The 26998-nt window shown below is 70.4% G+C and carries 25 protein-coding genes; 15 read left to right on the top strand and 10 right to left on the bottom strand.

From position 1 onward, the window contains the following. Positions 1-53: 53 nt before the first annotated feature. From A4U64_RS18165 to A4U64_RS18145, 5 genes are all read left to right on the top strand, one after another. The gene (locus A4U64_RS18165) at positions 54-2531 is read left to right on the top strand and encodes an HAD-IC family P-type ATPase (RefSeq protein WP_065922925.1); all 2478 of its coding nucleotides are present in this window, start codon (positions 54-56) and stop codon (positions 2529-2531) included. Positions 2532-2683: 152 nt separating this feature from the next. Then, positions 2684-2968 carry an antitoxin gene (locus A4U64_RS18160; RefSeq protein ID WP_029541908.1) on the top strand — a complete coding sequence of 95 codons (285 nt, stop codon included), beginning with the start codon at positions 2684-2686 and terminating at the stop codon, positions 2966-2968. 106 nt (positions 2969-3074) lie between these two features. Further along, a complete protein-coding gene (locus A4U64_RS18155; RefSeq protein ID WP_006941082.1) occupies positions 3075-3320 on the top strand; it encodes an antitoxin in 246 nt (81 codons plus the stop codon). 86 nt (positions 3321-3406) lie between these two features. After that, positions 3407-3595, top strand: coding sequence for an antitoxin (locus tag A4U64_RS18150; RefSeq protein ID WP_006941081.1), 189 nt, complete (start codon positions 3407-3409; stop codon positions 3593-3595). 252 nt (positions 3596-3847) lie between these two features. Further along, entirely contained in the window at positions 3848-4516 is a 669-nt protein-coding gene (locus tag A4U64_RS18145) for a ScbR family autoregulator-binding transcription factor (protein WP_006941080.1), read from the top strand. On the opposite strand, the gene A4U64_RS18140 is transcribed toward A4U64_RS18145, so the two are convergent. The 8 genes from A4U64_RS18140 to A4U64_RS18105 all read right to left on the bottom strand — a co-directional run bounded on the left by A4U64_RS18140 (position 4509) and on the right by A4U64_RS18105 (position 12342). Next, positions 4509-5171 carry a TetR/AcrR family transcriptional regulator gene (locus A4U64_RS18140; RefSeq protein ID WP_043797764.1) on the bottom strand — a complete coding sequence of 221 codons (663 nt, stop codon included), beginning with the start codon at positions 5169-5171 and terminating at the stop codon, positions 4509-4511. The two genes, A4U64_RS18145 and A4U64_RS18140, sit on opposite strands and share 8 nt — an antisense overlap. A gap of 110 nt (positions 5172-5281) precedes the next feature. Next, entirely contained in the window at positions 5282-6034 is a 753-nt protein-coding gene (locus A4U64_RS18135) for an enoyl-CoA hydratase/isomerase family protein (protein WP_043797763.1), read from the bottom strand. Positions 6035-6036: 2 nt separating this feature from the next. Continuing rightward, entirely contained in the window at positions 6037-6699 is a 663-nt protein-coding gene (locus A4U64_RS18130) for a TetR/AcrR family transcriptional regulator (protein ID WP_006941076.1), read from the bottom strand. Positions 6700-6730: 31 nt separating this feature from the next. Continuing rightward, on the bottom strand, positions 6731-7879 hold the full coding sequence (locus tag A4U64_RS18125) for an acyl-CoA dehydrogenase family protein (protein ID WP_006941064.1): 1149 nt from the start codon (positions 7877-7879) through the stop codon (positions 6731-6733). A gap of 13 nt (positions 7880-7892) precedes the next feature. Next, entirely contained in the window at positions 7893-9083 is a 1191-nt protein-coding gene (locus A4U64_RS18120) for an acyl-CoA dehydrogenase family protein (RefSeq protein ID WP_043797761.1), read from the bottom strand. Beyond that, positions 9080-10750 (bottom strand): class I adenylate-forming enzyme family protein, encoded by a 1671-nt coding sequence (locus A4U64_RS18115; protein WP_043797759.1) that lies wholly within the window; start codon positions 10748-10750, stop codon positions 9080-9082. Before A4U64_RS18115 ends, A4U64_RS18120 begins: the two co-directional genes overlap by 4 nt. A 29-nt stretch (positions 10751-10779) precedes the next feature. After that, positions 10780-11511 carry an SDR family NAD(P)-dependent oxidoreductase gene (locus A4U64_RS18110; protein ID WP_006941061.1) on the bottom strand — a complete coding sequence of 244 codons (732 nt, stop codon included), beginning with the start codon at positions 11509-11511 and terminating at the stop codon, positions 10780-10782. Between the two features lie 36 nt (positions 11512-11547). Beyond that, entirely contained in the window at positions 11548-12342 is a 795-nt protein-coding gene (locus A4U64_RS18105; protein WP_006941059.1) for an enoyl-CoA hydratase-related protein, read from the bottom strand. 147 nt (positions 12343-12489) lie between these two features. On the opposite strand from A4U64_RS18105, the gene A4U64_RS18100 reads away from it, so the two are divergent. Both A4U64_RS18100 and A4U64_RS18095 read left to right on the top strand, forming a co-directional pair. Then, the gene (locus tag A4U64_RS18100) at positions 12490-13668 is read left to right on the top strand and encodes a thiolase family protein (RefSeq protein WP_043797757.1); all 1179 of its coding nucleotides are present in this window, start codon (positions 12490-12492) and stop codon (positions 13666-13668) included. A gap of 99 nt (positions 13669-13767) precedes the next feature. Further along, on the top strand, positions 13768-14616 hold the full coding sequence (locus A4U64_RS18095; protein WP_029541920.1) for a 3-hydroxyacyl-CoA dehydrogenase family protein: 849 nt from the start codon (positions 13768-13770) through the stop codon (positions 14614-14616). Between the two features lie 76 nt (positions 14617-14692). On the opposite strand, the gene A4U64_RS18090 is transcribed toward A4U64_RS18095, so the two are convergent. Then, a complete protein-coding gene (locus tag A4U64_RS18090; RefSeq protein WP_029541921.1) occupies positions 14693-16057 on the bottom strand; it encodes an MFS transporter in 1365 nt (454 codons plus the stop codon). Between the two features lie 339 nt (positions 16058-16396). After that, on the bottom strand, positions 16397-17548 hold the full coding sequence (locus tag A4U64_RS18085; RefSeq protein ID WP_006946371.1) for an acyl-CoA dehydrogenase family protein: 1152 nt from the start codon (positions 17546-17548) through the stop codon (positions 16397-16399). A gap of 232 nt (positions 17549-17780) precedes the next feature. Here A4U64_RS18085 and A4U64_RS18080 point away from each other — a divergent pair, with 232 nt between their 5' ends. The 8 genes from A4U64_RS18080 to A4U64_RS18045 all read left to right on the top strand — a co-directional run bounded on the left by A4U64_RS18080 (position 17781) and on the right by A4U64_RS18045 (position 26874). Continuing rightward, positions 17781-19418 carry a Na+/H+ antiporter gene (locus tag A4U64_RS18080; protein WP_029541922.1) on the top strand — a complete coding sequence of 546 codons (1638 nt, stop codon included), beginning with the start codon at positions 17781-17783 and terminating at the stop codon, positions 19416-19418. 68 nt (positions 19419-19486) lie between these two features. Then, positions 19487-21814, top strand: coding sequence for a carbon starvation CstA family protein (locus A4U64_RS18075; RefSeq protein WP_006946367.1), 2328 nt, complete (start codon positions 19487-19489; stop codon positions 21812-21814). Further along, positions 21807-22010 carry a YbdD/YjiX family protein gene (locus A4U64_RS18070; RefSeq protein WP_044476511.1) on the top strand — a complete coding sequence of 68 codons (204 nt, stop codon included), beginning with the start codon at positions 21807-21809 and terminating at the stop codon, positions 22008-22010. Before A4U64_RS18075 ends, A4U64_RS18070 begins: the two co-directional genes overlap by 8 nt. 97 nt (positions 22011-22107) lie before the next feature. Continuing rightward, on the top strand, positions 22108-22500 hold the full coding sequence (locus A4U64_RS18065; RefSeq protein WP_006946363.1) for an MmcQ/YjbR family DNA-binding protein: 393 nt from the start codon (positions 22108-22110) through the stop codon (positions 22498-22500). Further along, positions 22497-23714, top strand: coding sequence for a sensor histidine kinase (locus A4U64_RS18060; protein WP_065922924.1), 1218 nt, complete (start codon positions 22497-22499; stop codon positions 23712-23714). Before A4U64_RS18065 ends, A4U64_RS18060 begins: the two co-directional genes overlap by 4 nt. An 88-nt stretch (positions 23715-23802) precedes the next feature. Beyond that, positions 23803-24591, top strand: coding sequence for a LytR/AlgR family response regulator transcription factor (locus A4U64_RS18055; RefSeq protein ID WP_006946359.1), 789 nt, complete (start codon positions 23803-23805; stop codon positions 24589-24591). 158 nt (positions 24592-24749) lie between these two features. Beyond that, on the top strand, positions 24750-25055 hold the full coding sequence (locus A4U64_RS18050; protein WP_202917667.1) for a hypothetical protein: 306 nt from the start codon (positions 24750-24752) through the stop codon (positions 25053-25055). A 7-nt stretch (positions 25056-25062) separates the two neighbouring features. Further along, entirely contained in the window at positions 25063-26874 is a 1812-nt protein-coding gene (locus A4U64_RS18045; protein ID WP_006930241.1) for a sodium/solute symporter, read from the top strand. The last annotated feature ends 124 nt before the right edge of the window (positions 26875-26998 follow it).

Genomic DNA, 26998 nt, shown 5'->3' with positions numbered 1-26998 from the left:
AGGCGCGTCACGGCACGGCGGCGGAGCGCAGCGGGTGGCTTAGCCTGATTCCCATGGCAGCAGAGGAGCCCACCGCCGTCGCCGACCAGGCGGCCGCGCCCCCGACCGACGCGCGGCACATCGAGCTGGGCCTGACCACCGAGCAGGTCGCCGAACGCGTGGCCCGGGGCGCCACCAACGACGTGCCGGACCGGGCGTCGCGGTCGGTCGGCGAGATCGTCCGCGCCAACGTCTTCACCCGCATCAACGCGATCCTGGCCGTCCTGCTGGCCATCGTCCTGGCCACCGGCTCGATCATCGACGGCATGTTCGGCCTGCTGATCATCCTCAACAGCGCCGTCGGAATCGTGCAGGAGATCCGCGCCAAGTGGACCCTCGACAGGCTCGCGATCGTCAGCCAGGCCAAGCCTCTCGTGCGCCGGGACGGGGCGGTGGCCGAGCTCCCGCCGCGCGAGGTGGTGCTCGACGACATCATCGAACTCGGCCCCGGCGACCAGGCGGTGGTGGACGGGTTCGTCGTCGAGGCCGAGGGGCTCGAACTCGACGAGTCGCTGCTCACCGGCGAGGCCGATCCTGTGCACAAGGAGCTCGGCGCACACGTCCTCTCGGGCAGCTTCGTCGCGGCGGGCAGCGGCGCCTACCGGGCCACGAAGGTCGGCCGTGACGCGTACGCAGCCCGGCTCGCCGAGGAAGCCAGCAAGTTCACGCTCGTGCACTCGGAACTGCGCGCCGGCATCGACAAGATCCTGAAATTCATCACCTACCTGATGATCCCGGCGGGCCTGCTCATCATCTACAACCAGCTGTTCTCGAGCGGCGAGGCGCTCGGCCCGGCACTCAGCGGCATGGTCGCCGCGCTCGTTCCGATGGTCCCCGAGGGCCTGGTGCTGATGACGTCGATCGCGTTCGCGGTGGGCGTGATCCGTCTCGGTCGCCGGCAGTGCCTCGTGCAGGAACTGCCGGCCATCGAGGGCCTCGCCCGCGTCGACGTGGTCTGCGCCGACAAGACCGGCACGCTCACCGAGAACGGCATGCGCCTGGCGGACGTCGTGTGCGTCGACGGCAGCGACGAGACGGCCGCCCGTGCCGCGCTCGCGGCGATGGCCGCGGACGACCCGCGTCCCAACGCCAGCGTCCTCGCCGTCCGCGAGGCGATGCCGGACGACCCCGGCTGGGGAGAGGCCACCGCCGTCGCCCCGTTCTCGTCGGCGAAGAAGTGGAGCGGCCAGTCGTACGGCGACCACGGCGACTGGGTGCTCGGCGCACCGGACGTGCTGCTCGATCCCGGCTCGGAGGCGGCCCGGCGCGCCGAGGCGCTCGGGGCGCAGGGGCTGCGGGTGCTGCTGCTCGGCCGGTGCGACCGTCCCGTCGACGACCCGCACGCCCCCGGCACGGTCACCGCGCAGGCCCTCGTCGTGCTCGAGCAGCGGGTCCGGCCCGACGCCAAGCCGACCCTCGAGTACTTCGCGAGCCAGCAGGTCGAGGTCAAGGTCATCTCCGGCGACAACGCCGTGTCGGTCGGCGCGGTCGCGACGTCGCTCGGCCTGCCGCACGCCGATCACCCCGTCGATGCCCGCACCCTGCCGGAGGACCGCGACCGGCTCGCCGACACCCTCGACTCGGCCACCACCTTCGGTCGCGTGCGGCCCGACCAGAAACGGGCGATGGTCGGAGCCCTCCAGTCGCGCGGGCACACCGTCGCCATGACCGGCGACGGGGTCAACGACGTGCTGGCGCTCAAGGACGCCGACATCGGGGTCGCGATGGGCTCCGGCAGCCCGGCTACCCGTGCGGTCGCGCAGATCGTGTTGCTGGACAACAAGTTCGCCACCCTGCCCTACGTCGTCGCCGAGGGCCGGCGGGTGATCGGCAACATCGAGCGGGTCTCGAACCTGTTCCTCACCAAGACCGTGTACTCCGTACTGCTGGCGTTCCTCGTGGGGCTCTCGGGCGCGTTGTCCCAGGTGTTCGGCTACGAGCCGATGCCGTATCCGTTCCTGCCGCGGCACGTGACGATCGCGGCGTGGTTCACCATCGGAGTCCCCGCGTTCATCCTGTCGCTCGCCCCCAACAACGAGCGGGCCCGCTCCGGCTTCGTGTCGCGGGTGATGCGCCTGGCGATCCCGTCGGGGGTGATCATCGGGATCAGCACGTACGTCTGCTACATCCTGGTGTACGCCGGGCCCGAGCAGACCGAGGCGCAGAAGATGCAGGCCGGCACCGCGGCGCTGATCACCTTGATCATGATCGCGCTGTGGGTGCTCGCCGTGGTGGCGCGGCCGTACGTGATGTGGAAACTGGTGCTGCTGGCCGGTTCGGTGCTCGGGTACCTGGTCCTGTTCGCCTTCCCCTTCGCCCGCGAGTTCTTCGCCCTCGACATCTCCAACGTCGGCGCAATGGTCACGGCGTTCACGTGCGGGGCGATCGGCGTGGTCCTCGTGGAGGTCTCGTGGTGGGTGACCGGGCGGGTCCACGGTGAGCACCGCCGGCTGTTCGCCGCCAGTGAGGACCTGTTGCCGGGCGTGCACTGACGGGGACGAGGGCACTGCCCCGGCCCGGCCGGGGACGAGGGCACTGCCCCGGCCCGGCCGGGGACGGGGACACTGCGCCGCCGCGGCAGGTTTGGGAACCGGCCCGCGGTGGCACGCTGAGGCATCGATCCCTCGAACGGAAGGAGCGGCAGATGGGTTTGAAGGATTCGATCAAGGGCCTGGTCGACAAGGGCAGGGCGTACGCGGAGAAGAACCCCGACAAGGCCGGCGGGTTCGTCGACAAGGCAGGCGACGCCGCCGATGCCCGGACGGGCGGCAAGTACGCCCAGCACGTGGACAAGGTGCAGGACGCCGCGAAGAAGCACCTCGGTACCGCGGACCATCCCGTTCCCGGTGCGACTCCGGGTCCCGCGGGACGGCCCGGCCCGGAGTCCGATCCCGGCCCGCAGGCGCAGCCGGGCCCGCGCAGCCCGTAGCAGTGGAGGTCTTCGGCGGGAGGTCCCGACAGGGATCTCCCGCTCTGCGTCCACCGGTGGCACGCTGGTGACGATCCGACCATTGCACAGAGAAGGGATGGACCCGATGCGATTCATGGATTCGCTCAAGGGCCTGGTCGACAAGGGCAAGGACTATGCCCGGAAGAACCCGGACACGGTGAACAACGCCATCGACAAGGCCGGCGATCTCGCCCGGACGAAGGGGCCCCGAAAGTACTCCCGGCACGTCGGCAAGGCGCAGGAAGCGGTGAAGAAGACCCTCGGCACCGAAGGTCGCGGACCGGGTCCGGCTGCCGGACCCGGCCCGGCTCCCGGACCCGACCCCCGATAGCGCGGCGTCGGACCCGGCCCCACGTCCGGTCGCGACCTGCTGTGGCAGGCTTGGCCCGCTCGATCATTCGGACGAAAGGACGCGACGTGGGTTTCATGGATTCGGTCAAGGGGCTGGTCGACAAGGGCAAGGAGTTCGCGGCGCAGAACCCCGACAAGGTCGACGAGGCGATCGAGAAGGCCGGTGATCTCGCGGACCGCAAGACCGGCGGAAAGTACGCCGAGCAGGTCGACAAGGCGCAGGACGCGGCGAAGAAGGCCCTCGGCGCCGGATAGGCCGGCGCCGCCGATCGGCCCGTGCTGCCGAGGGGGAGCGGGGCGGGCACGCCGGTGCCGTCCACCCTTCGTTGAACGGTCGATCGGTCTTGTTAAGGTGGCTGGTGCCTTCCGCCGGGATCGACGCAGATCCCGGCGGGCCGCCCAGGGGGAGTCGGCGGTGTGTCGGTCGGGGGTTGTCGAGGGGATGTACGTCGGATGCCTCGGGCCGAGGTGTCTCGTCGGAATCCGCCTCGCGAGAAAGGTGAGTGAGTGGCCAAGCAAGCCCGCGCCGCAGTGACCCGGCAGCAGATCGTGCGCGCCGCCGCCGCGATGTTCGACGAACGAGGGTTCCACGGCGCCAGCTTCGCCGACATTCTCCGCGACACGGGACTGTCCAAGGGGGCGGTGTACTTCCATTTCGCGTCGAAGATCGACCTCGCCGGCGCCATCGTCGCCGAGCAGCACCGCCGCTCGATCGCGCTCGTCGATGCGATCGCCGGCACCGAGGCGTCGACCCTCGAACAGATCGTGATGCTGTGCCACGGCATCGGCCGGCAGATGATCGAGGACCCCGTTGTGCGCGCCGGGATCCGGCTCACCCTCGAACTCGGCAGTCTCGACAAGCCCGCCGGGCCGTACCTGGACTGGATCACGGCCTGCGAGGCGTTCGGCCGTCGTGCCGTCGAGGAAGGCGACCTGGATGCCCACCTCGATCCGTCGATGCTGGCGCACTTCGTGATCTCCGCGTTCACGGGCGTGCAGCTCCTGTCCGACGTCCTCGCCGGGCGCGTCGACCTCGAGGAGCGGATCGACCAGATGTGGACGCTGCTGCTGCCCGGCATCATGCCGACCTCCCGCCACGACGCGATCGAGACGGTGCGCGGGGCGCGCTGGTCGCTACCTCTCGGCGGCGACCTGCTTCCCGTGTCGGCTACGTGAGCAACTGCGCGTAGTCGTCGCGGCGCTCGGCCGGGAGGAGCGTGTTCAGCACGAAGCGGGTCTGGAGCCGGATGTACTCGTCGAGCGTGTAGATGGCCCCGAAGTGCCAGTGCTTGAGCGCCCAGCCGTGCGCCAGCAGCATGATGTCGAAGACCATCAGGTCGACGTCGACCGGGTTCATCACGCCCGCCTCGATCCCCGCGTCGAGCGCGGCGCGCAGCGGCGCCGAGGACTCCACCTCGAGTTCCTTGATCCGGGCGCGTCCGGCGTCGTCGAGGGTGCGGCTCTCCCGGTAGGTGAGCACCGTGGCGTGGAGGTTCTCGTCCACGATCTCGATGTAGCGGCGCATCCCGGCGGCGAGCCGCTCGACGGGGTCGTCGCCGACGGCGTCCATGGCCGGTTCGAGCTGGTCGCGGAAGGCGTCGAGGATCGCGAGGATGGTCGCGAGGAGGACGTCCTCCTTGCCACCGAAGTACTTGTAGATCAGCCCCACGCTCACCCCGGCCTCGTCGGCCAGCGCCTGCATGGACATCTGGTGGAACCCGGTCCGCTGCATGACCGTCACCGCGGCGTCGAGCACCTGTTTGCGGCGGGAGCTGGTGCGCACGGCTCGCACGGCCTCGTCCACGGGTAGCGTGTCGTGGTCGGTGGTCATGGTGGTGCTCCTCGTCGCCGCTGGGTCGGATCCACAGTACCGAGTGATCCGGGCGGGTTGTCCGGCGCAGCCCCGGGCGGCGGACATCCCGCGACGGCCCGCACGCCGGGCTACCGGGCGCGCGCGACGAATCCTTCCAGCAAGCGGACGGTGTCCGGCGTCTCGATCAGCCGGCTGATCTCGTCGAGCTCTCGGGCGAACCCCTCATCGCCCCGAGCTGCGACGATGCAGCGTTTGGCGGCCGCGTAGGCGGCCGGCGGCAGCTGCGCGAGTCGATCGGCCAAGGCTCGGGCCTCGGTCTCGACGTCGGCGTCGGTGGCCCACTGCACGATTCCGAGCCGTTCGGCCGCACGGCCGGTGACCAGTTCGGCGCCGAGAACGAGCCGGTGCGCCACTGACGGACCGGCCAGCCGGGTGAGCCGTTGCGTGCCCCCCGCACCGGGGAGGAGCCCGATTCCCACCTCGGGAAGCCCGAGCTTCACCGAGGCGCCCGCGACGCGGAAGTCGCACGCGAGTGCCAGCTCGAGGCCGCCTCCCGTGGCGGCACCGGCGAGGGCGGCCACCGAGGGCTTCGGCAGCGCCTCGATGCGGGCGAACACGTCCTGGAGCCGTGCGGTGAAGCGGTGCAGGCGTGCACCCCGATCGGGCTGCGTGCTCCAGGACTCCATCATCGCGATGTCCGCGCCTCCGCAGAAGATCCGCCGGGCACTGCGGATCAGGACGGCCCGTACGGCGGGGTCCTCGCCCAGCGTCGTGACCGCCTCGGCCAGGGCCTCCGCCTGCGCCTCGTCGAAGGCGTTGGCGGGGGGACGGTCGAGGGTGATGATCCCGACGCGGTCTTCGCGTGTGGTGACGACGCTCACGGTTACTCCAGCAGGTGTCGGTAGCGGGTTCGGTGTTCTTGTGGCAGAACGGTGTTGAGCACGAACCGGGTCTGCAGCCGGATGTAGTCGTCGAGGCTGTAGAGCCGGCCGAAATGCCAGTGCTTGAGCGCCCAGCCGTGGGCGAGCAGCACCAGGTCGAAGACCATCAGATCGACGTCGACCGGGTTCATGATGCCGGCGTCGATGCCCTCGGTCAGCACCGCACGCAGCGGGGCGGAGGTGGCGATCTCGAGCCGCTTGAGCATCTCCCGCCCGGCCGGGTCGAGCGTGCGGCTCTCGCGGTAGGTCAGGGCCACGGCGTCGAGGTTCTCGTCGACGATCTCGACGAACCGGCCGATCCCCGCGGCCAGGCGCTCCACGGGGTCCGTGCCGGCCGCCGCCATCGCGGGCTCGAGCTGATCCCGGAACGCGTCCAGGATGGCGGTGATGGTGGCGAGGAGGATCTCCTCCTTGTTGCCGAAGTACTTGTAGAGCAGGCCCACGCTGACGTTCGCCTCGTCGGCCAGCGCCTGCATGGACATCTGATGGAACCCTGTGCGCTGCATCACCTTCGCGGCAGCGATCAGGATCTGCCTGCGCCGGGAGTTCGCACGGACCGCGCGCACGGCCTCGTCGATCGGCAGCTCGCTCGGATCGGCCGACATGGGCGTCCTCCTCGTCGCTCGGGACGGCCGCTCAGATCCCGAGATCCTTGGCGACGATCGTCTTCATGATCTCGGTGGTGCCACCGTAGATGGTCTGGATGCGGGCGTCGACGAACGCGCGTGCCACCGCGTACTCGCGCATGTACCCGTAGCCGCCGTGCAACTGCAGGCACCGGTCCGCGACCCGCACCTGCAGTTCGGTGGCCCACCACTTCAGCCGCGCCGCGCGGGCGGCGGTGAGCTCGCCGGCAACGTGCTCGGCGATGCAGTCGTCGAGGAACGTGCGGGCCAGATCCAGCTCGGTGGCCAGTTCGGCCAGCACGAACTGGGTGTTCTGGAAGCTCGAGACCGGCTTGCCGAAGGCCTTGCGCTCCCTGACGTAGGTGAGGGTCTCGGCGAACACGCCCTCCGCCGCGGCGACCGCGCCGATCGCGAGCGACAACCGTTCCTGCGGCAGGTTGTGCACGAGCTGGTAGAAGCCCTGTCCCTCCTCGCCGAGCCGGTTCGCGACCGGGACCCGCATGTCCGTGAAGGCCAGCTCGCTGGTGTCCTGCGCGTGCAGGCCGATCTTCTCCAGATTGCGCCCGCGGGAGAAGCCGGCGGTGTCGGCCTCGACGACGAGCAGGGTCAGGCCCTTGTGCGGGTCGTCGGAGGTGCGGGTGGCGACGACGAACAGGTCGCCGTTCTGCCCGTTGGAGATGAACGTCTTGGCGCCGTTGACCACGTAGTGGTCGCCGTCGCGCACCGCCGAGGTGCGGATGCCGGTCAGGTCGCTGCCGGTGCCGGGTTCGGTCATCGCGATGCCGAGGACGGTCTCGCCGGTGACGGCGCCGGGCAGCCAGCGCGCCTTCTGCTCGTCGGTGGTCATGTCGGTCAGGTACGGCAGCACGACGTCGTTCTGCAGCGAGAACGCGATCCCGGCGGCCGCGTTGCCCGCCCGGTTGACCTCCTCGATCAGGATGGCGTTGTAGCGGAAGTCGTCGACGCCGGGACCGCCGTACTCCTCCGGGACCGGGAAGCCGAGCAGGCCCAGCTTGCCGGCCTCGGTGAACAGGGACCGGTCGAGGCAGCTCGCCCGTTCCCAGTCCTCGTGCACCGGGGTGATCTTGTCCCGGACGAAGTCACGGACGACCTCGCGGAACTGCAGGTGCTCGGAGTCGTGGATCAATCGTGCGTTCATGGTGGGATTCCTGTCAGCGGAAGGCGTTTTCGCCGGTGAAGGCCTGGCCGAGCACCAGCTGGTGCATCTCGGGGGTGCCCTCGTAGGTGAGCACGGACTCGAGGTTGACCATGTGCCGGATGACGGGGTACTCGAGGGAGATGCCGTTGCCGCCGAGAATGGTTCGCGCGGTGCGGCAGATCTCGATGGCCTCGCGGGTGTTGTTGAGCTTGCCGAAGCTCACCTGCTCGGGCCGCAGCCCGACGCTGTCCTTGAGCCGGCCGAGGTGCAGCGACAGCAACTGGCCCTTGTGCAGTTCGACGGCCATGTCGGCGAGCTTGGCCTGGGTGAGCTGGAATCCGCCGATGGGGCGGCCGAACTGGGTGCGCTGCATCGAGTAGTCGCGGGCGGCCTCCCACGCCGAGCGCGCGGCGCCCATCGCGCCCCAGATGATGCCGTACCGCGCCTCGGACAGGCTCTGCAGCGGCGCCTTGACGCCCTTGGCCTCGGGCAGCAGCGCGTCGGCGGGCAGGCGCACGTTGTCCAGGACGAGTTCGCCGGTGACCGAGGCGCGCAGCGACAGCTTGTGCTTGATGGTGTGGGCGCTGAAACCGGGTGTGTCGGTGGGCACGACGAAGCCACGGACGCCCTCGTCGGTGTTCGCCCAGACCACGGCGACGTCGGCGATGGAGCCGTTGGTGATCCACATCTTGCGACCGTCGAGAACCCAGTCGGATCCGTCCCGGCGGGCGCGGGTCTTCATCGCCCCCGGGTCGGAGCCGACGTCGGGTTCGGTCAGGCCGAAGCAGCCGATGATCTCGCCCGCCGCCATGCCCGGCAGCCAGCGCTGCTTCTGCTCCTCGGAACCGTTGTTCCAGATCGAGAACATCGCGAGCGAGCCCTGCACCGAGACCAGGGAGCGGATGCCGGAGTCGGCGGCTTCCAACTCGAGGCAGGCGAGGCCGTAGTGCACGGCGGACGAGCCACCGCACCCGTAGCCCTCGAGGTGCATACCGAGGAGGCCGAGCTTGCCGAATTCGCGGGCGAGGTCGCGCACGCCGGGCAGGTCGCCGGCCTCGAACCACTCCGCGATGTGCGGAGTGACGTGCTCGGCGCAGAACTTGCGAACGGTGTCGCGGACGGCGAGCTCGTCGTCGGAGTAGAGCGAGTCGATGGCGAGCGGGTCGAGGGCGTCGAACTTGGGGAGGGTGGTGGCGGTGCTCATCGGGTCATCCTCGAGTCGGAGGGAGCGGAGAAGAGGCCGGCGGCGAACTCGGCCGCGGCGGCTTCGGTGGCCTTGTAATGCAGCTTCTTGCCGGTGGGGGAGACGGGCAGGGTCTCGACGAACCGGTAGGCGCGCGGCCGCTTGAACGACGAGAGCATCGGGTGGGAGCGGCAGTGGGCGTCGAGGTGATCGACCGTCAGCGAGGGATCCTCGGCGACGATGTAGGCGACGACGATGCGTCCCCACTTCTCGTCCGGGACGCCGACGACGAGCGAGTCCTGCACCTGCGCATGGGCGTTGAGTGCCTCTTCCACCTGCACCGGGTGGACGTTCTCGCCGCCGGAGATGAGCATGTCGTCCTTGCGTCCGACGATGGTGACGAACTCGTCGGCGTCCCAGGTGGCGAGGTCGCCGATGTGCAGCCAACCCTGGTGGAACTTGGCCCTCTCCTGGTCGGGGGTGTCGAAGTAGGCGTTGGCGCACTTGGGGGAGCGGACGATGACCTCACCGACGTCGTGGCCGTCGTGGGCGACGACGTCGTCGGGGTCGGCGAGCCGGTCGGGGTAGACGTGGACGACGCGGACCTCGTCGTCGGTGCAGGCGCGGCCGGCGCTGCCGGCGCGGTCGGGCAGGTCGGCCGGCCGCAGGAAGGTGTTCCAGAAGGCCTCGGTGGTGCCGTAGCCGTTGAAGATCCGGGGGTTGAGCACCTTCTGGTAGCGCAGCGCCGCCTCCTTCTCGAGCGGCGCGCCCATCGTGACGATGCCGCGCAGGCTGGACAGGTCGCGCGGGCGCGCCTCCTGGGCGGCGGCGAGCATGGCGAGATTGGTCGGTGCGCCGATGAGGAAGGTCAGTCCGTACGCGGCGACGAGGTCGAGGACCCGGTCGGCGTCGAACGACCGCAGCGGCACCACTTCACCGCCGACGTAGAACGTCGGGTTGGGCCCGCCCGCGTGCAGGCCGCCGCGGTGGAACCACGGGGTCATGTTGAGCGTCTTGTCGTCGGGGCCGAGCGGGAAGTGCATGATCACGTCGTGGGCGCTGAAGATCTCGATCATGCTGTTGAGCGGCACGCCCTTCGGCATGCCCGTCGTGCCGGAGGTGTAGAGACGGGTGGTCTCGTCCCACACCGTGCGATGCAGCGGCGGTAGCGCGATGCGGTCGGCGGCCAGGTACCGGTACCGCATCACCGTGACGCCGTCGACTTCGACGGTGTCGCCGTCGCCGACGGCCACGATCACCCTCGGGGTGTGCGCTGCGAGCCGCAACGCCTCCTGCACCATATCGGTGAGTTCGGTGTCGTAGACGAATACCGCAGGGGTGCACTTGTCGAGGACGAACGCCGTCTCGCCGGCCGCCAGGCGGAAGTTCACCGGCGAGCCGACCGCCCCGACGGCCTGCGTGGCGAGGTAGAGCTCGGCGAATTCGACGCCGTTGAACAGCTGGTAGGCGACGACGTCCCCGGTCTGCACCCCCGCGTCCGCCAGGCCCGTCGCGATCCGGTCGACGCGCTCCCCGAGCTGCGCGTAGGTCCACTGCCGCCCGGTGCCGGGGTCGCTCAGGGCGACCTGGTGTGCGTAACGCTTGGTGTTGCGCCGGAATCCGTTGAGGTACGTGAAGTCGTTCTCGAAGTACTCCCGGTAGGCCCGGGCGTTGTACGACGCGGTCATGGTGTCCGTCCTCCCTCGCGTGTCCGCGGTCAGCCGGCCATCGTGAGGCCGCCGCTGACGCTGATCACCTGACCGGTGACGAACGACGCGGCCTCCGACGCGAAGAACAGCACGGGGGCGGCGACTTCGTCGGGCCGGGCGAGCCGGCGGAACGGGATGGCCTTGATCAGTGCGGCCTTGAGCTTCTCGTCCTGCGCCTGGAACAGCGGGGTGTCGGTGGGGCCGGGGCACACGCAGTTGACGTTGATGCCGTGCCGCGCCATCTCGCGGGCGAGGGACTTGGTCAGCGCGATGACGCCGCCCTTCGCCCCGGCGTAGATCGACTCGCCGGAGCTGCCGACGCGGCCGGCGTCGGAGGCGAGGTTGATCACGCGGCCGCCGTTGCCGGCTTCGATGATGCCGGGCAGGAAGGCGCTGCACACGTGCACCGGGCCGAGGTAATTGATCGCCACGACCTTCTGCGCGAATTCGGGTGTGGCGTTGAGGAACTGATCGGTGCGGTCCCAGCCGGCGGCGTTGACGAGCACGTTCGGCACGCCGACCTCGGCGTGGGTGCGCTCGCGCAGCTCGTCGACCTGGGCCCGGTCGGCGATGTCCACCGGCAGGGCGGTGATCAGCTCGGGGTACTCCTTGGCGGTGGCCTCGGCGGCGGCGAGGTCGAGGTCGGCGGCGACCACGCGGTCGCCCTGTGCGGCGAAGGCCAGTGCGATGGCCTTGCCGATGCCGGAGCCGGCGCCGGTGACCAGTGCGATGTTGCTCATGAGGGGTCCTCTCGGGGAATCCGAAATGGGGAGGGATCAGGCCTTGACGAACTTGGCGAAGTCGGCGGGCCGCTTCTCGGCGAACGCGTTGGCGCCCTCGAGGCCCTCGTCGGACTTGCCGAACAGGTCGAGCGCCGACATCGCGAGGTTGCTCAGGCCGGCCTGGTGGTCGGTGTCCGCGTTGAACGACTGCTTGAGGAACTTGATGGCGGTGGGGCTCTTCTCGGCGATCTCGGCGGCGATCGCCTTGGCCTCGTCGAGCAGCTTGTCCTGCGGCACGACCCAGTTGACCAGGCCCCAGCGCTCGGCGGTGGCGGCGTCGTACTGGCGGCACAGGTACCAGATCTCGCGGGCGCGCTTCTCGCCGACCACGCGGGCGAGGAAGGCCGAGCCGAAACCGGCGTCGAACGATCCGACCTTCGGGCCGGCCTGGCCGAACTTGGCGTTCTCCGAGGCGATCGTGAGGTCGCACAGCACGTGCAGCACGTGTCCGCCGCCGACGGCGACTCCGTTGACCGCGGCGATGACCGGCTTCGGGATGTCGCGAATCAGCTTGTGCAGGTAGCCGATCTCGAACATGCCGCTCTCGGTGGGGCCGTAGTCGCCGGTCTCGGCGCGCTGCTTGACGTCGCCGCCGGTGCAGAACGCCTTCTCGCCGGCGCCGGTGAGGATGATCGCCGAGACCCGGCTGTCGGCCCACGCGGCGCGGAACGCCTTGATGAGCTCCTCGACGGTCTTGCCGCGGAACGCGTTGTAGCGGTGCGGGCGGTCGATCGTGATGATCGCCGCGGGGCCGTCGATCTCGTAGGTGATGTCCTCGAACACGGTCATGATGACTCCTCGTCAGCGCAGGTCGGGTCAGGAATTGAAGTTCTGTTCATGAGTGATGAATTGTGCTTCACTAACTATGAACGTACATTCACTACCGGAGGGTGTCAAGGGTCACACGGCCCCCGGTTTCGGAAGGGAGATCTACGGATGATCGACGTCTACGTCGTCGACGGAGTCCGCACACCGCAGGGCCGCTACGGCGGCGCGCTCGCCCCGGTGCGGCCCGACGACCTGGCCGCACTCGTCGTCGGCGAGGCCGTCGCGCGCAGCGGCGTCCCGGCCGACGCGATCGACGAGGTGATCCTCGGCGCCACCAACCAGGCCGGCGAGGACAACCGCAACGTCGCCCGCATGGCGGTGCTGCTCGCCGGCCTGCCGCAGACCGTCCCCGGGTACACCGTCAACCGCCTGTGCGCGAGCGGGCTCACCGCTGTCGCCTCCGGGGCCCAGGCCATCCGGTCCGGGGAGGCCGACATCGTCGTCGCCGGCGGGGTCGAGTCGATGACCCGGGCGCCGTGGGTGATGAGCAAGCCCGGCACACCCTGGGCCAAGCCCGGCGCCGTCTTCGACACCGCCATCGGCTGGCGGTTCACCAACCCGCGCTTCGACGACACGACCACCCTGTCGATGGGCGAGACGGCCGAGGAGGTCGCGGCCCTGCACGGCATCACCCGAGAGGCGAGCGACGCGTTCGCGGTCCGCAGCCACCGGCGCGCTCTCGCCGCCATCGACGCCGGCCGGTTCGAGAAGGAGATCGTCCCGGTGCCGGTGCGCGACGGCGTCGTCGACGTGGACGAGGGCCCGCGGCGCGGGACCGACGAGGAGAAACTCGCCCGCCTGAAGCCGGTGTTCCGGGCCGGCGGCATCGTCACCGCCGGCTCGTCGTCGTCGCTGTCCGACGGCGCGTCCGCGCTGGTGCTCGCCGGCGCCGACGCGGTGCGCCGGCACGGGCTGACGCCGCGCGCCCGGATCGTCGGCAGCGCCTCGGCGGCGCTCGCCCCGCACATCATGGGCCTCGGCCCGGTCCCCGCCACCCGCAAGCTGCTCGACCGCACCGGCTGGACCCTCGACGGCATCGGCGCGATCGAGCTCAACGAGGCCTTCGCCGCCCAGTCGCTCGGCGTCATCCGCGAACTCGGCCTGGACGAGGACCTCGTCAACGCGGACGGCGGCGCCATCGCGCTCGGTCACCCGCTCGGCTCGTCCGGGGCGCGCATCCTCGTCACCCTGCTCGGCCGCATGGAACGCGAGGGCGCGGCGCGGGGCCTGGCCACCCTGTGCGTCGGTGTCGGCCAGGGCGTGTCGCTGGCGGTGGAGGCGCTGTGAGCGACCACATCATCTCGACGATCCCGCCCGGGCGGTGCGGTACGGGGCCGTGGACAGGTAGAAACGCATGACCCGATTCCTGGAGAAGAGGACCAGCAGATGACAGGACTTCCCGACCGTGTTGCCGTGATCGGCGGAGGCCGCATGGGCGTCGGCATCGCCCATGCCTTCGCCGCGCTCGGCGCGACCGTGACCGTGTCCGAGACCGGCGACCTGGATGCCGCGCGAAAGCGGCTGACGGACAGCCTCTCCCGCGCGGCCGAGCGCGGCAAGCTCGTCGATCCGCTCGACGTGGTGGCCGGCCGGGTCGCGTTCGTCGCGTCGGTGGCCGAGCTGCCCGGCGACACCCGGCTGCTCGTCGAGGCGGTGCCCGAGGAGCCCGGCCTGAAGAGGCGCGTGCTCGCCGACGCCGAGCGCGTCGTGCCCGACGACGCGGTGATCGCCACCAACACCAGCTCGCTGTCGCCGACGGAGCTGGGCGCCGCCCTGAGGAACCCGTCCCGGTTCCTGGGCATGCACTTCTTCAACCCGGTGCCCGCGTCGGAGCTGGTGGAGATCGTGCGCGCCGAGACGACCTCCGACGCGCTGGTGCGCGACGTCGCGGGCTGGGTGGAGCTGCTCGGCAAGACGCCCGTGGTGGTGCGCGATTCGCCGGGCTTCGCCACCAGCCGCCTCGGCGTGCTGCTCGGCCTGGAGGCGATCCGGATGCTCGAGGAGGGCGTGGCCGACGCCGAGTCGATCGACCGGGCAATGGAATTGGGGTACAAGCATCCGATGGGCCCGCTGCGCTCGACGGATCTCGTGGGCCTGGACATCCGGCTGGCCGTCGCGGAGTACCTGCACGGCACCCTGGGGGAGCGGTTCGCGCCGCCGCAGTTGCTGCGCGACAAGGTGGCCCGCGGCGAGCTCGGCCGCAAGTCCGGCCGCGGCTTCTACGACTGGAGCTGAACGGGCAAGGATCCGACGTCCACGCACGAACGGGGGCGGGTCCGTAACCACGGACCCGCCCCCGTTCCGGGTGCGGTCAGTCGACGGTCACCATGGCGGGCTCGGCCGCCCGGTGCGTCCCGCTCGGGCTTGTCGCGACGCTCTCGTGGCGGGTGGGCACCAGCACGGTGAGGCCCGCGCCGAGCAGCGCAATGCCCGCGAAGATGTAGAAGGCGATGTTGCTGCTCAGTCCGGCGCCGAGGATCAGCCCACCGACGAGCGGCCCGAAGATCCCGCCGAGACGGCCGAATCCGGCGCACCACGCGACGCCGGCGGCGCGTGCCGTGGTCGAGTAGTAGTTGGCGACGAAGCCGTAGATGAGGATCTGGGTGCCGATCCCGCCGATACCGGCCGCCGCGACCGCGCCGAGCAGCACCGCCAGCGGCAGGTCGAGGGTGAGCACGATGAGCGACAGCACCGCGAGCAGGAACGTGCCGACGATGACCCGCTGCGGGCCGGTGCGATCCGCCGTCCGGGAGGCGAGCACAACGCCGGCGATCGCGCCGCCGTTGAGCACCAACAGGAATGCCAGCGAGTTCTTCGCGTCGAATCCGGCGTTCTCCATGATCTTCGGCAACCAGGTGTTGAGCCCGTACGTGAGCATGATGCCGCCGAAGCTCATCAGGCCGAGCAGTGCGGTGCCGAGCGCGTACCGGCGGGTGGCCAGCGCGGCGAATCCGACCTTCTGGGCACCCGCCCGCTCGACGACGAGTTCTTCGGCTGTCGGAGAAGGGATGCCGGTACGTGCGGTGATCGCGTGGGCCTCGTCGATCCGGCCACGGGCGACGAGCCAGCGGGGCGACTCGGGAAGCCTCAGCAGCACGAGCGGCAGCAGGACCACGAGGGGCAGCGCTCCGATCCAGAACAGGCCGCGCCAGCCGATGGCGTCACGCAGCAGCAGGGCGAGCAGCGACGCCATGACACCGCCGAGGGGGACACCGCAGTAGACGATCGCGTTGTACATGTTCTTCTTGCTGGGCGGCGCGAACTCGGCGACCACCGCGCCGGTGGTGGCGATGAGTCCACCCACGCCGATGCCGGTGAGCAGTCGCATGGCGCCGAACATCGTCACGGAGTGGGTCATCGCCGCGGCAGCCATGCCCACCGAGAACCACGTGATGCTGATCAGTGTCAGCTTTCGGCGGCCGACCCGGTCGCCGAAGGCGCCGGCGAGCAGGGCGCCGATCAGGACCCCGACCAGGGCGTACGAGCCGAGCACCCCGGCCTGTTCGGCAGAGACGGCACCGAGCTGGGTCGGATCCTTCATGAGGATCGGGAGGATGGTTCCGTACACGACCAGGTCGTATCCGTCGAAGACGAGCGCTGCCGTCGCGAGGGCGACGATCCACGTCACCGAGCGTCGATGCTGCGTACTGGTCCAGTCGGCCGAGACAGGGGGCATGAGAACTCCGTGTGTGTCAGGGGGCGAGTTTTCGCCGGGGCGGGTCGGCCCCGTCGGAGCGACAACGATGAGTGAACAAAAATTCGTAGTGGATGAATGCTCATTCATTGTGTTCGACCAGAACGGTAGTGTGGCGCGCGTCACTCTGTCAAGGGTGCGCGTCGAGGCCCTGCCCGGGGTTCCCGGCCGGGGCCTCTACGGCCGATCACGCACAACGCTCGACTGGGAGACCCCAGCCGAGCGTTGTGCGTGATCTACTACCGCCTGACTACCCGCCGGTGTGGCGACGACCCCCCCTCCGGCTCCGCCGGCGATCCCGGGCCCGCCGTCCTGGACGGTCTACAGGAAGGCGCTGATGCCGGTCTCGGCGCGGCCGATGAGCAGCTTCTGGATCTGGCTGGTGCCCTCGTACAGGGTCATCACGCGGGCGTCGCGCATGTACTTGGCGACGGGGTACTCGTCGACGTAGCCGTACCCGCCGAAGAGCTGGATCGCGTTGTTGGCGGCTCGCACCGCAGCCTCGCTGCAGAAGTACTTCGCCTTGGATGCGGCGGTGCCGAACGGTTCTCCGCGCTCGATGAGGTCGGCTGCCCGCCAGGTCAGCAGGCGGCCGGCGTCGGCGTCGACGGACATGTCCGCGATCAGGTCCTGGATCAGCTGGTACGAGGCGATGGGCCGGTCGAACTGCTTGCGGTTCGTCGCGTAGTCGACGGCGGCCTCGAGGCAGCCCTGGATGATGCCGACGCAGCCGGCGCCGACCGAGACCCGGCCCTTGTCCAGCGAGTGCATGGCGATCGAGAAGCCTTGGCCCTCCTCGCCGAGCAGCGCGCTCGCGGGCACCTTCATGTCGGTGAAGTACAGCTCGGCGGTGGCCTGGCCGCGCAGGCCGAGCTTGCCGTGGATCTCCCGGGCTTCGAAGCCCGGGGTGTCGGTGGGAACGAGGAAGGCGGACACGCCCTTCGGGCCGGGACCGCCGGTGCGGGCGAAGACCAGGCACAGGTTCGCCCAGGTTCCGTTGGTGATGAAGATCTTCGACCCGTTGATGATGTAGTGGTCGCCGTCGCGCACCGCGCGGGTCTTCAGGTGTCCGGGGTCGGAGCCGTTGTCGGGTTCGGTGAGACCGAAGCATGCGAGCGCCTCACCCGAAGCGATGCGTGGCAGCCACTCGTGCTTCTGCTCCTCGGTGCCGTGGGACAGAATCACCTTGCCCACCAAGCCCATCGAGACGGACACGATGCCGCGCACAGCGGAGTCGGCGCGGCCGAGTTCCTCCATGCCGAGGCAGTAGGTGATGTAGTCGCCGCCGAGGCCGCCGTACTCCTCGGGGATGGTCAGCCCGAAGAACCCGATCTCGGCGAGCTTGGGCACGATCGAGATGTCCACCGATTCGGCGCGGTCCCATGCGGCCCGGTGCGGGACCACCTCCTTGTCGAGGAACTCGCGTGCGAGTTGCCGGAAACTCTGCTGCTCCTCCGTCAACGCCAGATCCATGTCGACTCCTTGCTGGGGCACCACCGGGGCCTTCGGGGCGGGGTGCGTCGGATTTCGAAAAGCACACGAGCAAAATGAATGCTCATTCACTTGAGGTGAATATACGTTCGTTTCTCGGGGGGTGTCAAGGGTGCGGTGCAGGGCACGCGAGTATCGGTGCCCGGTGGGCTCGGACACCGGGCACTCGGATCGTGCGGCGGCGCCCACCGCCCGTCCGGGTCACAATCGACGGGTGAACGGGACCTGGATCCTCCTCGTCGTCATCGCGGCCGTCGCCGTCACCGGACTCGCGAACCGCGGAAACCTCCAGGCCCCGCTGGTCCTCGTCACCATCGGCTCGATCGCCTCGTTCCTGCCCGGCATGCCGCGGCTCGAGCTGCATCCGGACATCATCCTCGGGGTGGTGCTGCCGCCGCTGCTGTACTCGGCGGCGCTGCGCTTCTCCGTGGCGACCTTCCGCCGGCACCTCGCGCCGATCCTGCGGCTGGGCATCTTCACCGTCCTGGTCACGGCCTTCGCCGTCGCGTTCTCCGCCTCGGCGCTGGTGCCGGATCTGACCCTCGGCGCCGCACTCGTGCTCGGGGCCGTGGTCGCGCCGACCGACGCGGTCAGCGCCGTCGCCGTCGGACAGCGACTCGGACTGCCCAAACGCGTCATCGCGGTCCTCACCGGTGAGGGTCTGGTCAACGACGCGACCGCGCTGACCCTGTTCACCGTCGCGGTCTCCGCCGTCGCCGGCACCCGGGTGCTGGTGGACTCGCCCGTGGTGTTCTTCGGGTACGAGGTGGCCGGCGGCGTGGCGATCGGATTGCTGCTCGCCGTCGTGGTGCACCGGGTGCGCGGCCGCATGTACGACTCGCCGCTGGAAACGGTGCTGGGACTGGTGCTCCCGTTCACCGCCTACCTGGCCGCCGAGGAGATCGAGGCGTCCGGTGTGCTGGCCGTGGTCGCAGCCGGCCTGTACATGGGGCACCGGGCCACCGACGCGTCCGTGGCGACGCGCATCCAGGAACGGGCGGTGTGGGAGAGCCTCGACGTGCTGCTCGAGATGTTCGTCTTCGCCTACATGGGACTGCAGCTGAAGTTCGTGATCGACGAGGTCCGCGAGAGCGGTCTCGACGTGCACCGCGCGTTCCTCTACGCGTTCGCGGTGCTCGGTGTGGTGATCGCGGTGCGGCCGCTGTGGGTGCTGCTGCACTGGGCGCGTCGCCGCCTCACGCGGGAGGTCGGGCTCGACCGGCTGGGGCGCGACCAGTTCACCGGCCGTGAGTACCTGGTGATCTCGTGGGCCGGGATGCGCGGTGTGGTGACCCTCGCGGCCGCCGGGGGCGTGCCGCTCGTCCTGGCCTCCGGCGAGCCGTTCCCCGGTCGCGAGACGATCCAGGTGATCGCCTTCGTGGTCGCGGTCGGCACCCTGCTGATCCAGGGGGCGACGATGCCGGCCCTCATCCGGGTGCTGAACGTCGCCGATCCCTACGAACGGCTGTATGCCCAGGAGCAGATGGAACGTGCGCGGACCATCTCCGGCACTGCCGCCGAACAGCACCTCGCGCTGCTCGCGAAGAATCCGCCCGACGGCGTCGACGCCGAGGCGCTGCAACGCATCCTCGCCCGGGTGAACCGGTCCATGAAGGCCCGCCTCGAAGCGCAGCAGGCCGAGGAGGCCGGTGAGCACGAACCGGCCGTGCCCGACTCGGGCACCCTGTTCGAGAAGCTCCGGCGCTCCGTGCTGCGCGCCCAGCGGCAGGCCCTGATCGCGGCACGCGACAACGGCGACCTCGACGACGAGACGCTCCGCACGGTGCTCGAGGGACTCGACGTCGAGGAGGCGGCCGCGGAGGAACGGCTCAACCGGCGCACCCGGTACTGACCGGGCCCCGGACTGCCGACATCCGCGTTTTCCCGCCGGGGCGGGAGCAGACGATTCTAGGATTCCTTATGGCCGTCGAATCGGTTCCCGAGTCCCCGCCCCGGATCGAATACCTGCGCACGGATCCCGACCTCCCGCCGGTCGGCATCGTCGACCGTTCCCCGATGCCTTCGTCGGCCCGCGTCGTGTTCGTCGTGCTGGCGCTGCTCGGTGGTGTCGCCTGGACGATGATCGCGGTGGTCCGCGGGGAGAACGTCAACGCGGTCTGGTTCGTGATCGCCGCGGTGTGCACGTATCTGATCGCCTACCGCTTCTACGCCAGGCTGGTCGAGAGCAAGATCGTCCAACCGCGCGACGACCGGGCCACCACGGCGGAGATCCTCGAGAACGGAAAGGACTACATCCCGACGGACCGGCGGGTGCTGTTCGGACACCACTTCGCCGCGATCGCCGGCGCCGGTCCTCTCGTCGGTCCGGTGCTCGCCGCGCAGATGGGGTACCTGCCGGGCACCCTGTGGATCATCCTCGGCGTCGTGTTCGCCGGTGCGGTGCAGGATTTCCTGGTGCTGTCGATCTCGTCGCGGCGCCGCGGGCGCAGCCTCGGTCAGATGGCGCGGGAGGAACTGGGCGTCGTCGGCGGAATCGCCGCCATGGTCGCGGTCTTCGTCATCATGATCATCCTCATCGCGGTTCTCGCTCTGGTCGTGGTCAATGCGCTCGCCGAGAGCCCGTGGGGTCTGTTCTCCATCGCGATGACCATCCCCATCGCCCTCTTCATGGGGGTGTACCTGCGTTACCTGCGGCCGGGCCGGGTCTCGGAGGTCTCGCTCATCGGCGTCGCACTGCTCCTGCTGGCCATCGTCGCCGGCGGCTGGGTGGCCGAAACGGACTGGGGAGCCGAGTGGTTCACCCTGTCCAAGGTCACCATCACGTGGCTGATGATCGCGTACGGATTCGCCGCCTCGGTGCTACCGGTGTGGCTGCTGCTGGCGCCGCGAGACTACCTGTCCACGTTCATGAAGGTCGGGACGATCGCGCTGCTCGCCGTGGGTATTCTCATCGTCCGCCCGACCCTGCAGATGCCGGACGTCACCTCCTTCGCTCTCGAGGGCAACGGCCCGGCCTTCGCCGGATCGCTGTTCCCGTTCCTGTTCATCACCATCGCCTGCGGCGCACTGTCCGGCTTCCACGCGCTCATCTCCTCAGGCACGACCCCGAAGCTGCTCGAGAAGGAGAAGCAGACCCGGCTGATCGGGTACGGGGGCATGCTCACCGAATCCTTCGTGGCGATCATGGCGCTGATCACCGCCTGCGTGATCGATCAGCATCTGTACTTCGTGCTCAACGCCCCGGCCGGCGTGACCGGAGGCACTCCCGCCACTGCGGCGGACTACGTCAACGGCCTCGGACTGGGTGCCCCGGATATCACCCCGGAGGCCATCTCCCAGGCCGCCGCCGACGTCGGGGAGGACTCGATCATCTCGCGCACCGGCGGCGCCCCGACCCTCGCGTTCGGGATGTCCAGCGTGCTGAGCGACCTGTTCGGTGGCGACGCGCTGAAGTCGTTCTGGTACCACTTCGCGATCATGTTCGAGGCCCTGTTCATCCTCACGACCGTCGACGCCGGCACCCGCGTCGCCCGCTTCATGCTCTCGGATTCGCTCGGCAACTTCGGGGGACCGGCCCGCCGGTTCAAGGACCCGTCGTGGCGTCCGGGCGCGTGGCTGTGCTCGCTGCTGGTCGTGGCCGCGTGGGGTGCGATCCTGCTGATGGGCGTCACCGATCCACTCGGGGGTATCAACACCCTCTTCCCGCTGTTCGGCATCGCCAACCAGCTGCTCGCCGCGATCGCCCTGACGGTCGTGCTCACCGTGGTGATGAAGAAGGGCCTGTTCAAATGGGCATGGATCCCGGGCGTTCCGCTCGTGTGGGACCTGATCGTGACGATGACCGCCTCGTGGCAGAAGATCTTCTCGGGGGATCCCGCGATCGGGTACTGGACCCAGCACTTCGACTTCCAGGCCGCCAAGGACGCCGGGGAGACCAGTTTCCGGTCCGCGACGAGCCCCGCCGCGATCGACGCGGTGATCCGCAACACCTTCATCCAGGGCACACTGTCGATCGTGTTCGCGAGTCTCGTGCTGATCGTCGCCGTCGCGGGAGCCATCGTGTGCGTCAAGGCGTTCCGGGCCGGAGGGCTGCCCACCACCGAGGCTCCCGACGTTCCGTCGAAGATCTTCGCCCCGGCCGGGTTCGTACCCACGGCCGCCGAGAAACGAATACAGCACCAGTGGGACGTGCTCATCGCGTCCGGACGCGTGCGCGCCCCGGGCGCCGCGCACATCCGTCCCGCTCGCGGCCCCCGCTCGGAGCCGACCGGAGCGCACCATGAGTAGGGTGCTCGCCGCGCTCGCCGCGCGGGGACGAACGGTGCGCTGGTGGATCGGAGCGCTGATGGGCGACCACGACTACGCGCGTTACGTCGCCCACCTGGAACGGCTGCACCCCGGAGCCGAGATCCCCACCGAACGCGAGTACTGGCGCACCCGTTACGCCGCCGCGGACGCGAACCCGGGGGCACGTTGCTGCTGAGGCCTGTGCGGGCACCGGCCGGCGCCGCGCCGATCCGCGTGCACCCGGCCACCGTGTACCCCGCAACGGCGTCGCTGCGGTGGCCTAGCGTGAACTCATGATGAGTCCGCTCGACCGCCTGCGTGCCCTGTGCACCGCGCTTCCGGACGTCACCGAGCGCGTCAGCCACGGCGAACCGGCCTGGTTCGTCCGCCGCTCCCCGCAGTTCGCCACCTTCGCCGACCACCACCACGACGACCGTGTCGCGTTCTGGGCGGCCGCACCCGCGGGCGCACAACAGGATTGGATCGAGCGGGACCCGGATCGCTTCTTCCGGCCGCCGTACGTCGGCACCCGTGGCTGGATCGGGGTCCGCCTCGACGGCCCCGGCGCCACCGGCGACGCCTTCTGGGACGACGTCGCGGACATCGTCGAGGACGCGTACCGCACCGTCGCGCCGAAGACCCTCGTGGCGCGGCTCGACGCCGAGCCGGGACCGGACCCGCGGTGAGCGCAACCCTCGCCGCGCTCCTGGCCGTCGCGTTGCTCGTCGTCGCCGGCGTCACCGTGCTGTGGCTGCGCACCCGGCGCGGCCTGACCACACCGGCCGAACGTGCCGTGCACGCCACCCTGCACACCGCGTCGCTGGCCGCGCGGCCGCTGCGCCGGGGCCTCGACGCGACGTCCGCGCAGGAGGCCGCCCCGCACCTGCGCTCGCTCACCGGCACGTCGTCCGTTGCGCTCGTCGACGCGGACGGCACCCGCTTGGCGTGGAGCGGCCCCTTCGAAGGGCTGTCCGCCCAGTTGCTCGCCGCCGCGAAGCGCGCGATCGCCGACGACCGGCGCGTCCTCGTCGGGCACGGTGACCTCCAGCGCGGTCCGGACGAGCAGGCCGCGCGCGCCGTGATCGTGCAGCCGCTCGTCATCGACAACGTCGGGGTCGTCGGTGCGCTCGGCGTCGTGACCACCACCGAACCCGGCCCGGCTCTGCTCGGCGTGCTCACCGAGGTCGCCCGCTACGCCTGCAGCCAGATCGAACTCGCCGAACTCGACGCCTCCCGCGCCCGCCTCGACCGCGCCGAGGTGCTGGCGCTGCGCGCTCAGATCAGCCCGCACTTCATCTACAACGCCCTGGGCACCGTCGCGTCGTTCGTGCGCACCGACCCCGAACGCGCCCGCGAACTGCTCCTCGAATTCGCCGACTTCACCCGGTACTCGTTCCGCGCGGCCGGGGAGTACACGCTGCTCGCCGACGAACTGCGCAACATCGACCGGTATCTCACGCTCGAGCGGGCCCGGTTCGGCAACGCCCTCGAGGTGCGGCTGCAGGTCGCGCCGGAGGTGCTCAACGTGGTGCTGCCGTTCCTCGCCCTGCAGCCCCTCGTCGAGAACGCCGTGCGGCACGGCATCGCGGGCAAGAGCACCCGCACCGGCACCATCAGCATCGTCGCCGCGGACGAGGGCACCGACTGCGTCATCAGCGTCGAGGACGACGGCGTCGGCATGGACCCCGAACTCCTGCGCTCCGGCGATCTCGACGCCGTCGCCGAGGGACAGGGGCGCACCAGCGCCAAGGAGGCGGCGCACGTGGGACTGGCCAACGTCGACGATCGCCTGCGCGCAGCGTTCGGCAACGACTACGGCCTCGTCGTCGAGACGGCGCCGGGGGCCGGAACGAAGGTCAGCATGCGGGTGCCGAAGTTCCGGCCCGGGATACGGGCATGACGCGACCCTTCCGCCACCCGGCCCCGCTCCGCGCGAGTGGACCGGTCCGCTCCGCGCGGACGGTCCGGCATGGCACGATGGACCGGCTGTGAACGACACCACCGACACCCTCACCGTGCTGGCCGTCGACGACGAACCGCCGGCCCTCGACGAGCTCGCGTACCTGCTGCGGCGACGCGAGGAAATCGGCCATGTCCACACCGCGGGCGAGGCGACCACCGCCCTGCGGCTGCTGCGCGACGGCGGGATCGATGCGGTGTTCCTCGACATCAACATGCCCGGCCTCGACGGCCTGGAGCTCGCCGGCATCCTGCGCAACTTCGCGAACCCGCCCGCCGTTGTGTTCGTGACCGCGCACGACGACCGTGCGGTGGCGGCCTTCGACCTCGGCGCGGTCGACTACCTGCTCAAACCCCTGCGCGAGGAACGTCTCGCCGAGGCGGTGCGCCGCATCGCCGAGCGCCGCCGCACCCGCGAAACCGAATCCGCCGCCGCGGGCGCGGCCGCGGCGGACGAGGTGATCCCCGTCGAACTCGGCGGCGTGACCACACTGGTGCCGCGGTCGTCGGTGCAGTGGGTCGAGGCCGACGGCGACTACGCACGCCTGCACACCGGCACCGGCTCCCACCTGGTGCGCATCCCCATCTCCACCCTCGAGAGCCGCTGGGCAGACGCCGGGTTCCTGCGGGTGCACCGCTCCTACCTCGTGTCGCTGCCCCTGGTGACCGGCATTCGCAGCGTCGGCTCCGGCCTCGTCGTGTGCCTGCGGGCCGAGGAGGGCAAGCCGCCCGTCGAACTGCCGGTGAGCCGTCGCCACACCCGCGAGCTCAAGGACCGCCTGATCCGCGGACCGATGCAGACCTGGACGACCAGATGAGTCCGTCCGGCAACCCGCCGCCGCATGGTTCGGGCGGCCCGCCGCCGCGTGGTTCGGGCGGCCCGCCGCCGCGTGGTTCGGGCGGCCCGCCGCCGCGTGGTTCGGGCGGCCCGCCGCCGCGCGAACGGGTGGTGCTCGCCCAGCGCCGCGGCGCCCGCATGGTGCGCACCCGCGTGGAGGTCCAGGAACAGACCGAGGTCGGGGAGGCCATGGTGCGCGGCCTGGTCCGAGCCCAGCTCGGCCTCGCCGCGCGGCTCTCGCTCGTGGCGGTGTGCCTGCTGTGTGCCCTGCCGCTGCTGTTCCACTTCGTGCCGCGCCTGACGGACCTGACGGTGCTCGGCATCCGGTTGCCGTGGCTGCTGCTCGGATTCGTCGGATACCCGCTGCTGCTCGGCATCGGCGGGCTCTACGTCCGCCTGGCCGAACGCAACGAGCAGGACTTCACCGACCTGGTCGACGACTGAGCGGCTCATGGATACCGGTTCGATCCCCGTCGTCACCGTCATCGGGCTCGTCGCCGCAGCCGCCGCCACCGTCGCGATCGGCATCTACGGAGTCCGGCTGGCCCGCACCACCTCCGACTTCCTCATCGCCTCCCGCAGCGTCGGCCCCCGCTGGAACGCCGCCGCCATATCCGGTGAATACCTCTCCGCCGCCTCGTTTCTCGGAGTGGCCGGGCTGATCGCCAAGTACGGTGCCGACGCCCTGTGGTATCCGGTGGGCTTCACGGCGGGCTACCTGGGCCTGCTGCTGTTCGTCGCCGCGCCGCTGCGCCGGTCCGGCGCCTATACGGTGCCCGACTTCGCGGAGTTCCGGCTCGGCGCGCGATGGCTGCGCACCCTGGCGATGGTGATCGTCGCCGTCGTCTGCGTGCTCTACCTCGTCCCCCAGTTCCAGGGCGCGGGACTGACCCTGAACATCCTGCTCGGCGTCCCCGACTGGGTCGGCGTCGTCGCGGTCGGCTTGATCGTCGTCGGCAACGTCGTCGGTGGCGGCATGCGCTCGATCACCTTCGTCCAGGCGTTCCAGTACTGGCTCAAGCTCACCGCCGTCGCGGTGCCGGCCCTCGTGCTCGCCGTCCACTTCCTCGACGACGACCGCGCCGTCGGGCAGCCGGCGCCGCCGACGGTCACCGAGCGCACCACCGTCGACGTCACCACCGACGTCGTCGTCCAGGTCGGCGAGCCTCTCGAGGTCGCCGCCACCGGACGGGTCGACGGACGGACCGTGGACGGCACCGTGCTGCTCGCGCCCGGCGAGCACGAGGTGGCCGCCGGCACAGCGCTGGTGCTCGAGCCCGGCGCAGCCGTGCCGGTGGTGGCCGGGGCACCCGCCACCAACGACGACTGGGCCGCGCCCGGCGGCGGGATCGGCGGCGCGCACCCGATGTTCCAGGTGTATTCGCTGATCCTCGCCACCTTCCTCGGCACCATGGGGCTGCCGCACGTGCTGGTGCGCTTCTACACCAACCCCGACGGGCGTGCGGCCCGCATGACGTCGCTCGCGGTGATCGCCCTGCTCGGCGTGTTCTATCTGTTCCCGACGCTGCTCGGGGTGTTCGCGCGCCTGTACGTGCCGCAACTGCTCATCACCGGCCGCTCGGACGCGGCCGTGCTGCTGCTGCCGGGGTCGGTCCTGTCCGGCTGGGGCGGCCAGCTGCTCGCCGCGCTCGTCGCCGCCGGCGCGATCGCGGCGTTCCTGTCCACGTCCTCGGGGTTGCTGGTCAGCGTCGCCGGCGTGCTGTCCACCGACGTGCTGCGGGGGCGGGTGCGGGACTTCCGGATCGCGGCCGTCCTCGCCGGCCTGGTGCCGCTCGGCCTGTCGCTGGCGGTGACGTCGCTGGACCTGTCGCGGGCGGTGGGTCTGGTGTTCGCGGTGGCCGCCTCCACGCTGTGTCCGCTGCTGATGCTCGGCATCTGGTGGCGCGGGCTCACCGCGGCCGGGGCGGCCGCGGGCATGGTGGTCGGCGCGGTGGTGGCCGGCGGCGCGGCCCTGGTGGTCGTGCTGGTGCGCATCGACCCCGGGACGGGCGGAGGCTGGCTCGCCGCCGTCATCGGCTACCCGGCCGCCGTGAGCGTGCCACTCGCGTTCGTCACCATGGTCGTCGTCAGCCTCGCCACCCGATCCCGCGTCCCGGCGGACATCGGTCGCGTCTTCTCCCGCATGCACGTGCCCGAGCGGCTGGGGATGGGCCGGGACCGGGAGCTCGGGGCGTTCGAGGACACCGGCGACCCCGCGGACCGGCGCGGACCCGGAAAGTCGCCCCGGCCGCGAGGCCACTGAGCCGCCACTCGTCGCGCCCGGGGGACCGTTCGCCGCACCGGTCGACAGCTCGGCGTGTGACCGGTGCCACCATCTTCTCGTGTGACTCTCGTCTCATTACGGTCTACTGGTAGTACGTCTCACA

This window comes from Rhodococcus sp. WB1 (assembly GCF_001700945.1).
Classification (GTDB): domain Bacteria; phylum Actinomycetota; class Actinomycetes; order Mycobacteriales; family Mycobacteriaceae; genus Rhodococcus; species Rhodococcus aetherivorans.
This window is presented reverse-complemented; position numbering and strand designations above follow the sequence as displayed.

Excerpts from the sequence above, each read along its gene's own strand:
- A4U64_RS18165 (WP_065922925.1), top strand. The coding sequence starts at position 54 with ATGGCAGCAGAGGAGCCCACCGCCGTCGCCGACCAGGCGGCCGCGCCC.
- A4U64_RS18160 (WP_029541908.1), top strand. The coding sequence starts at position 2,684 with ATGGGTTTGAAGGATTCGATCAAGGGCCTGGTCGACAAGGGCAGGGCG.
- A4U64_RS18155 (WP_006941082.1), top strand. The coding sequence starts at position 3,075 with ATGCGATTCATGGATTCGCTCAAGGGCCTGGTCGACAAGGGCAAGGAC.
- A4U64_RS18140 (WP_043797764.1), bottom strand. The coding sequence starts at position 5,171 with ATGACCACCGACCACGACACGCTACCCGTGGACGAGGCCGTGCGAGCC.
- A4U64_RS18130 (WP_006941076.1), bottom strand. The coding sequence starts at position 6,699 with ATGTCGGCCGATCCGAGCGAGCTGCCGATCGACGAGGCCGTGCGCGCG.
- A4U64_RS18125 (WP_006941064.1), bottom strand. The coding sequence starts at position 7,879 with ATGAACGCACGATTGATCCACGACTCCGAGCACCTGCAGTTCCGCGAG.
- A4U64_RS18120 (WP_043797761.1), bottom strand. The coding sequence starts at position 9,083 with ATGAGCACCGCCACCACCCTCCCCAAGTTCGACGCCCTCGACCCGCTC.
- A4U64_RS18115 (WP_043797759.1), bottom strand. The coding sequence starts at position 10,750 with ATGACCGCGTCGTACAACGCCCGGGCCTACCGGGAGTACTTCGAGAAC.
- A4U64_RS18110 (WP_006941061.1), bottom strand. The coding sequence starts at position 11,511 with ATGAGCAACATCGCACTGGTCACCGGCGCCGGCTCCGGCATCGGCAAG.
- A4U64_RS18105 (WP_006941059.1), bottom strand. The coding sequence starts at position 12,342 with ATGACCGTGTTCGAGGACATCACCTACGAGATCGACGGCCCCGCGGCG.
- A4U64_RS18100 (WP_043797757.1), top strand. The coding sequence starts at position 12,490 with ATGATCGACGTCTACGTCGTCGACGGAGTCCGCACACCGCAGGGCCGC.
- A4U64_RS18095 (WP_029541920.1), top strand. The coding sequence starts at position 13,768 with ATGACAGGACTTCCCGACCGTGTTGCCGTGATCGGCGGAGGCCGCATG.
- A4U64_RS18090 (WP_029541921.1), bottom strand. The coding sequence starts at position 16,057 with ATGCCCCCTGTCTCGGCCGACTGGACCAGTACGCAGCATCGACGCTCG.
- A4U64_RS18085 (WP_006946371.1), bottom strand. The coding sequence starts at position 17,548 with ATGGATCTGGCGTTGACGGAGGAGCAGCAGAGTTTCCGGCAACTCGCA.
- A4U64_RS18075 (WP_006946367.1), top strand. The coding sequence starts at position 19,487 with ATGGCCGTCGAATCGGTTCCCGAGTCCCCGCCCCGGATCGAATACCTG.
- A4U64_RS18070 (WP_044476511.1), top strand. The coding sequence starts at position 21,807 with ATGAGTAGGGTGCTCGCCGCGCTCGCCGCGCGGGGACGAACGGTGCGC.
- A4U64_RS18065 (WP_006946363.1), top strand. The coding sequence starts at position 22,108 with ATGATGAGTCCGCTCGACCGCCTGCGTGCCCTGTGCACCGCGCTTCCG.
- A4U64_RS18050 (WP_202917667.1), top strand. The coding sequence starts at position 24,750 with ATGGTGCGCACCCGCGTGGAGGTCCAGGAACAGACCGAGGTCGGGGAG.
- A4U64_RS18045 (WP_006930241.1), top strand. The coding sequence starts at position 25,063 with ATGGATACCGGTTCGATCCCCGTCGTCACCGTCATCGGGCTCGTCGCC.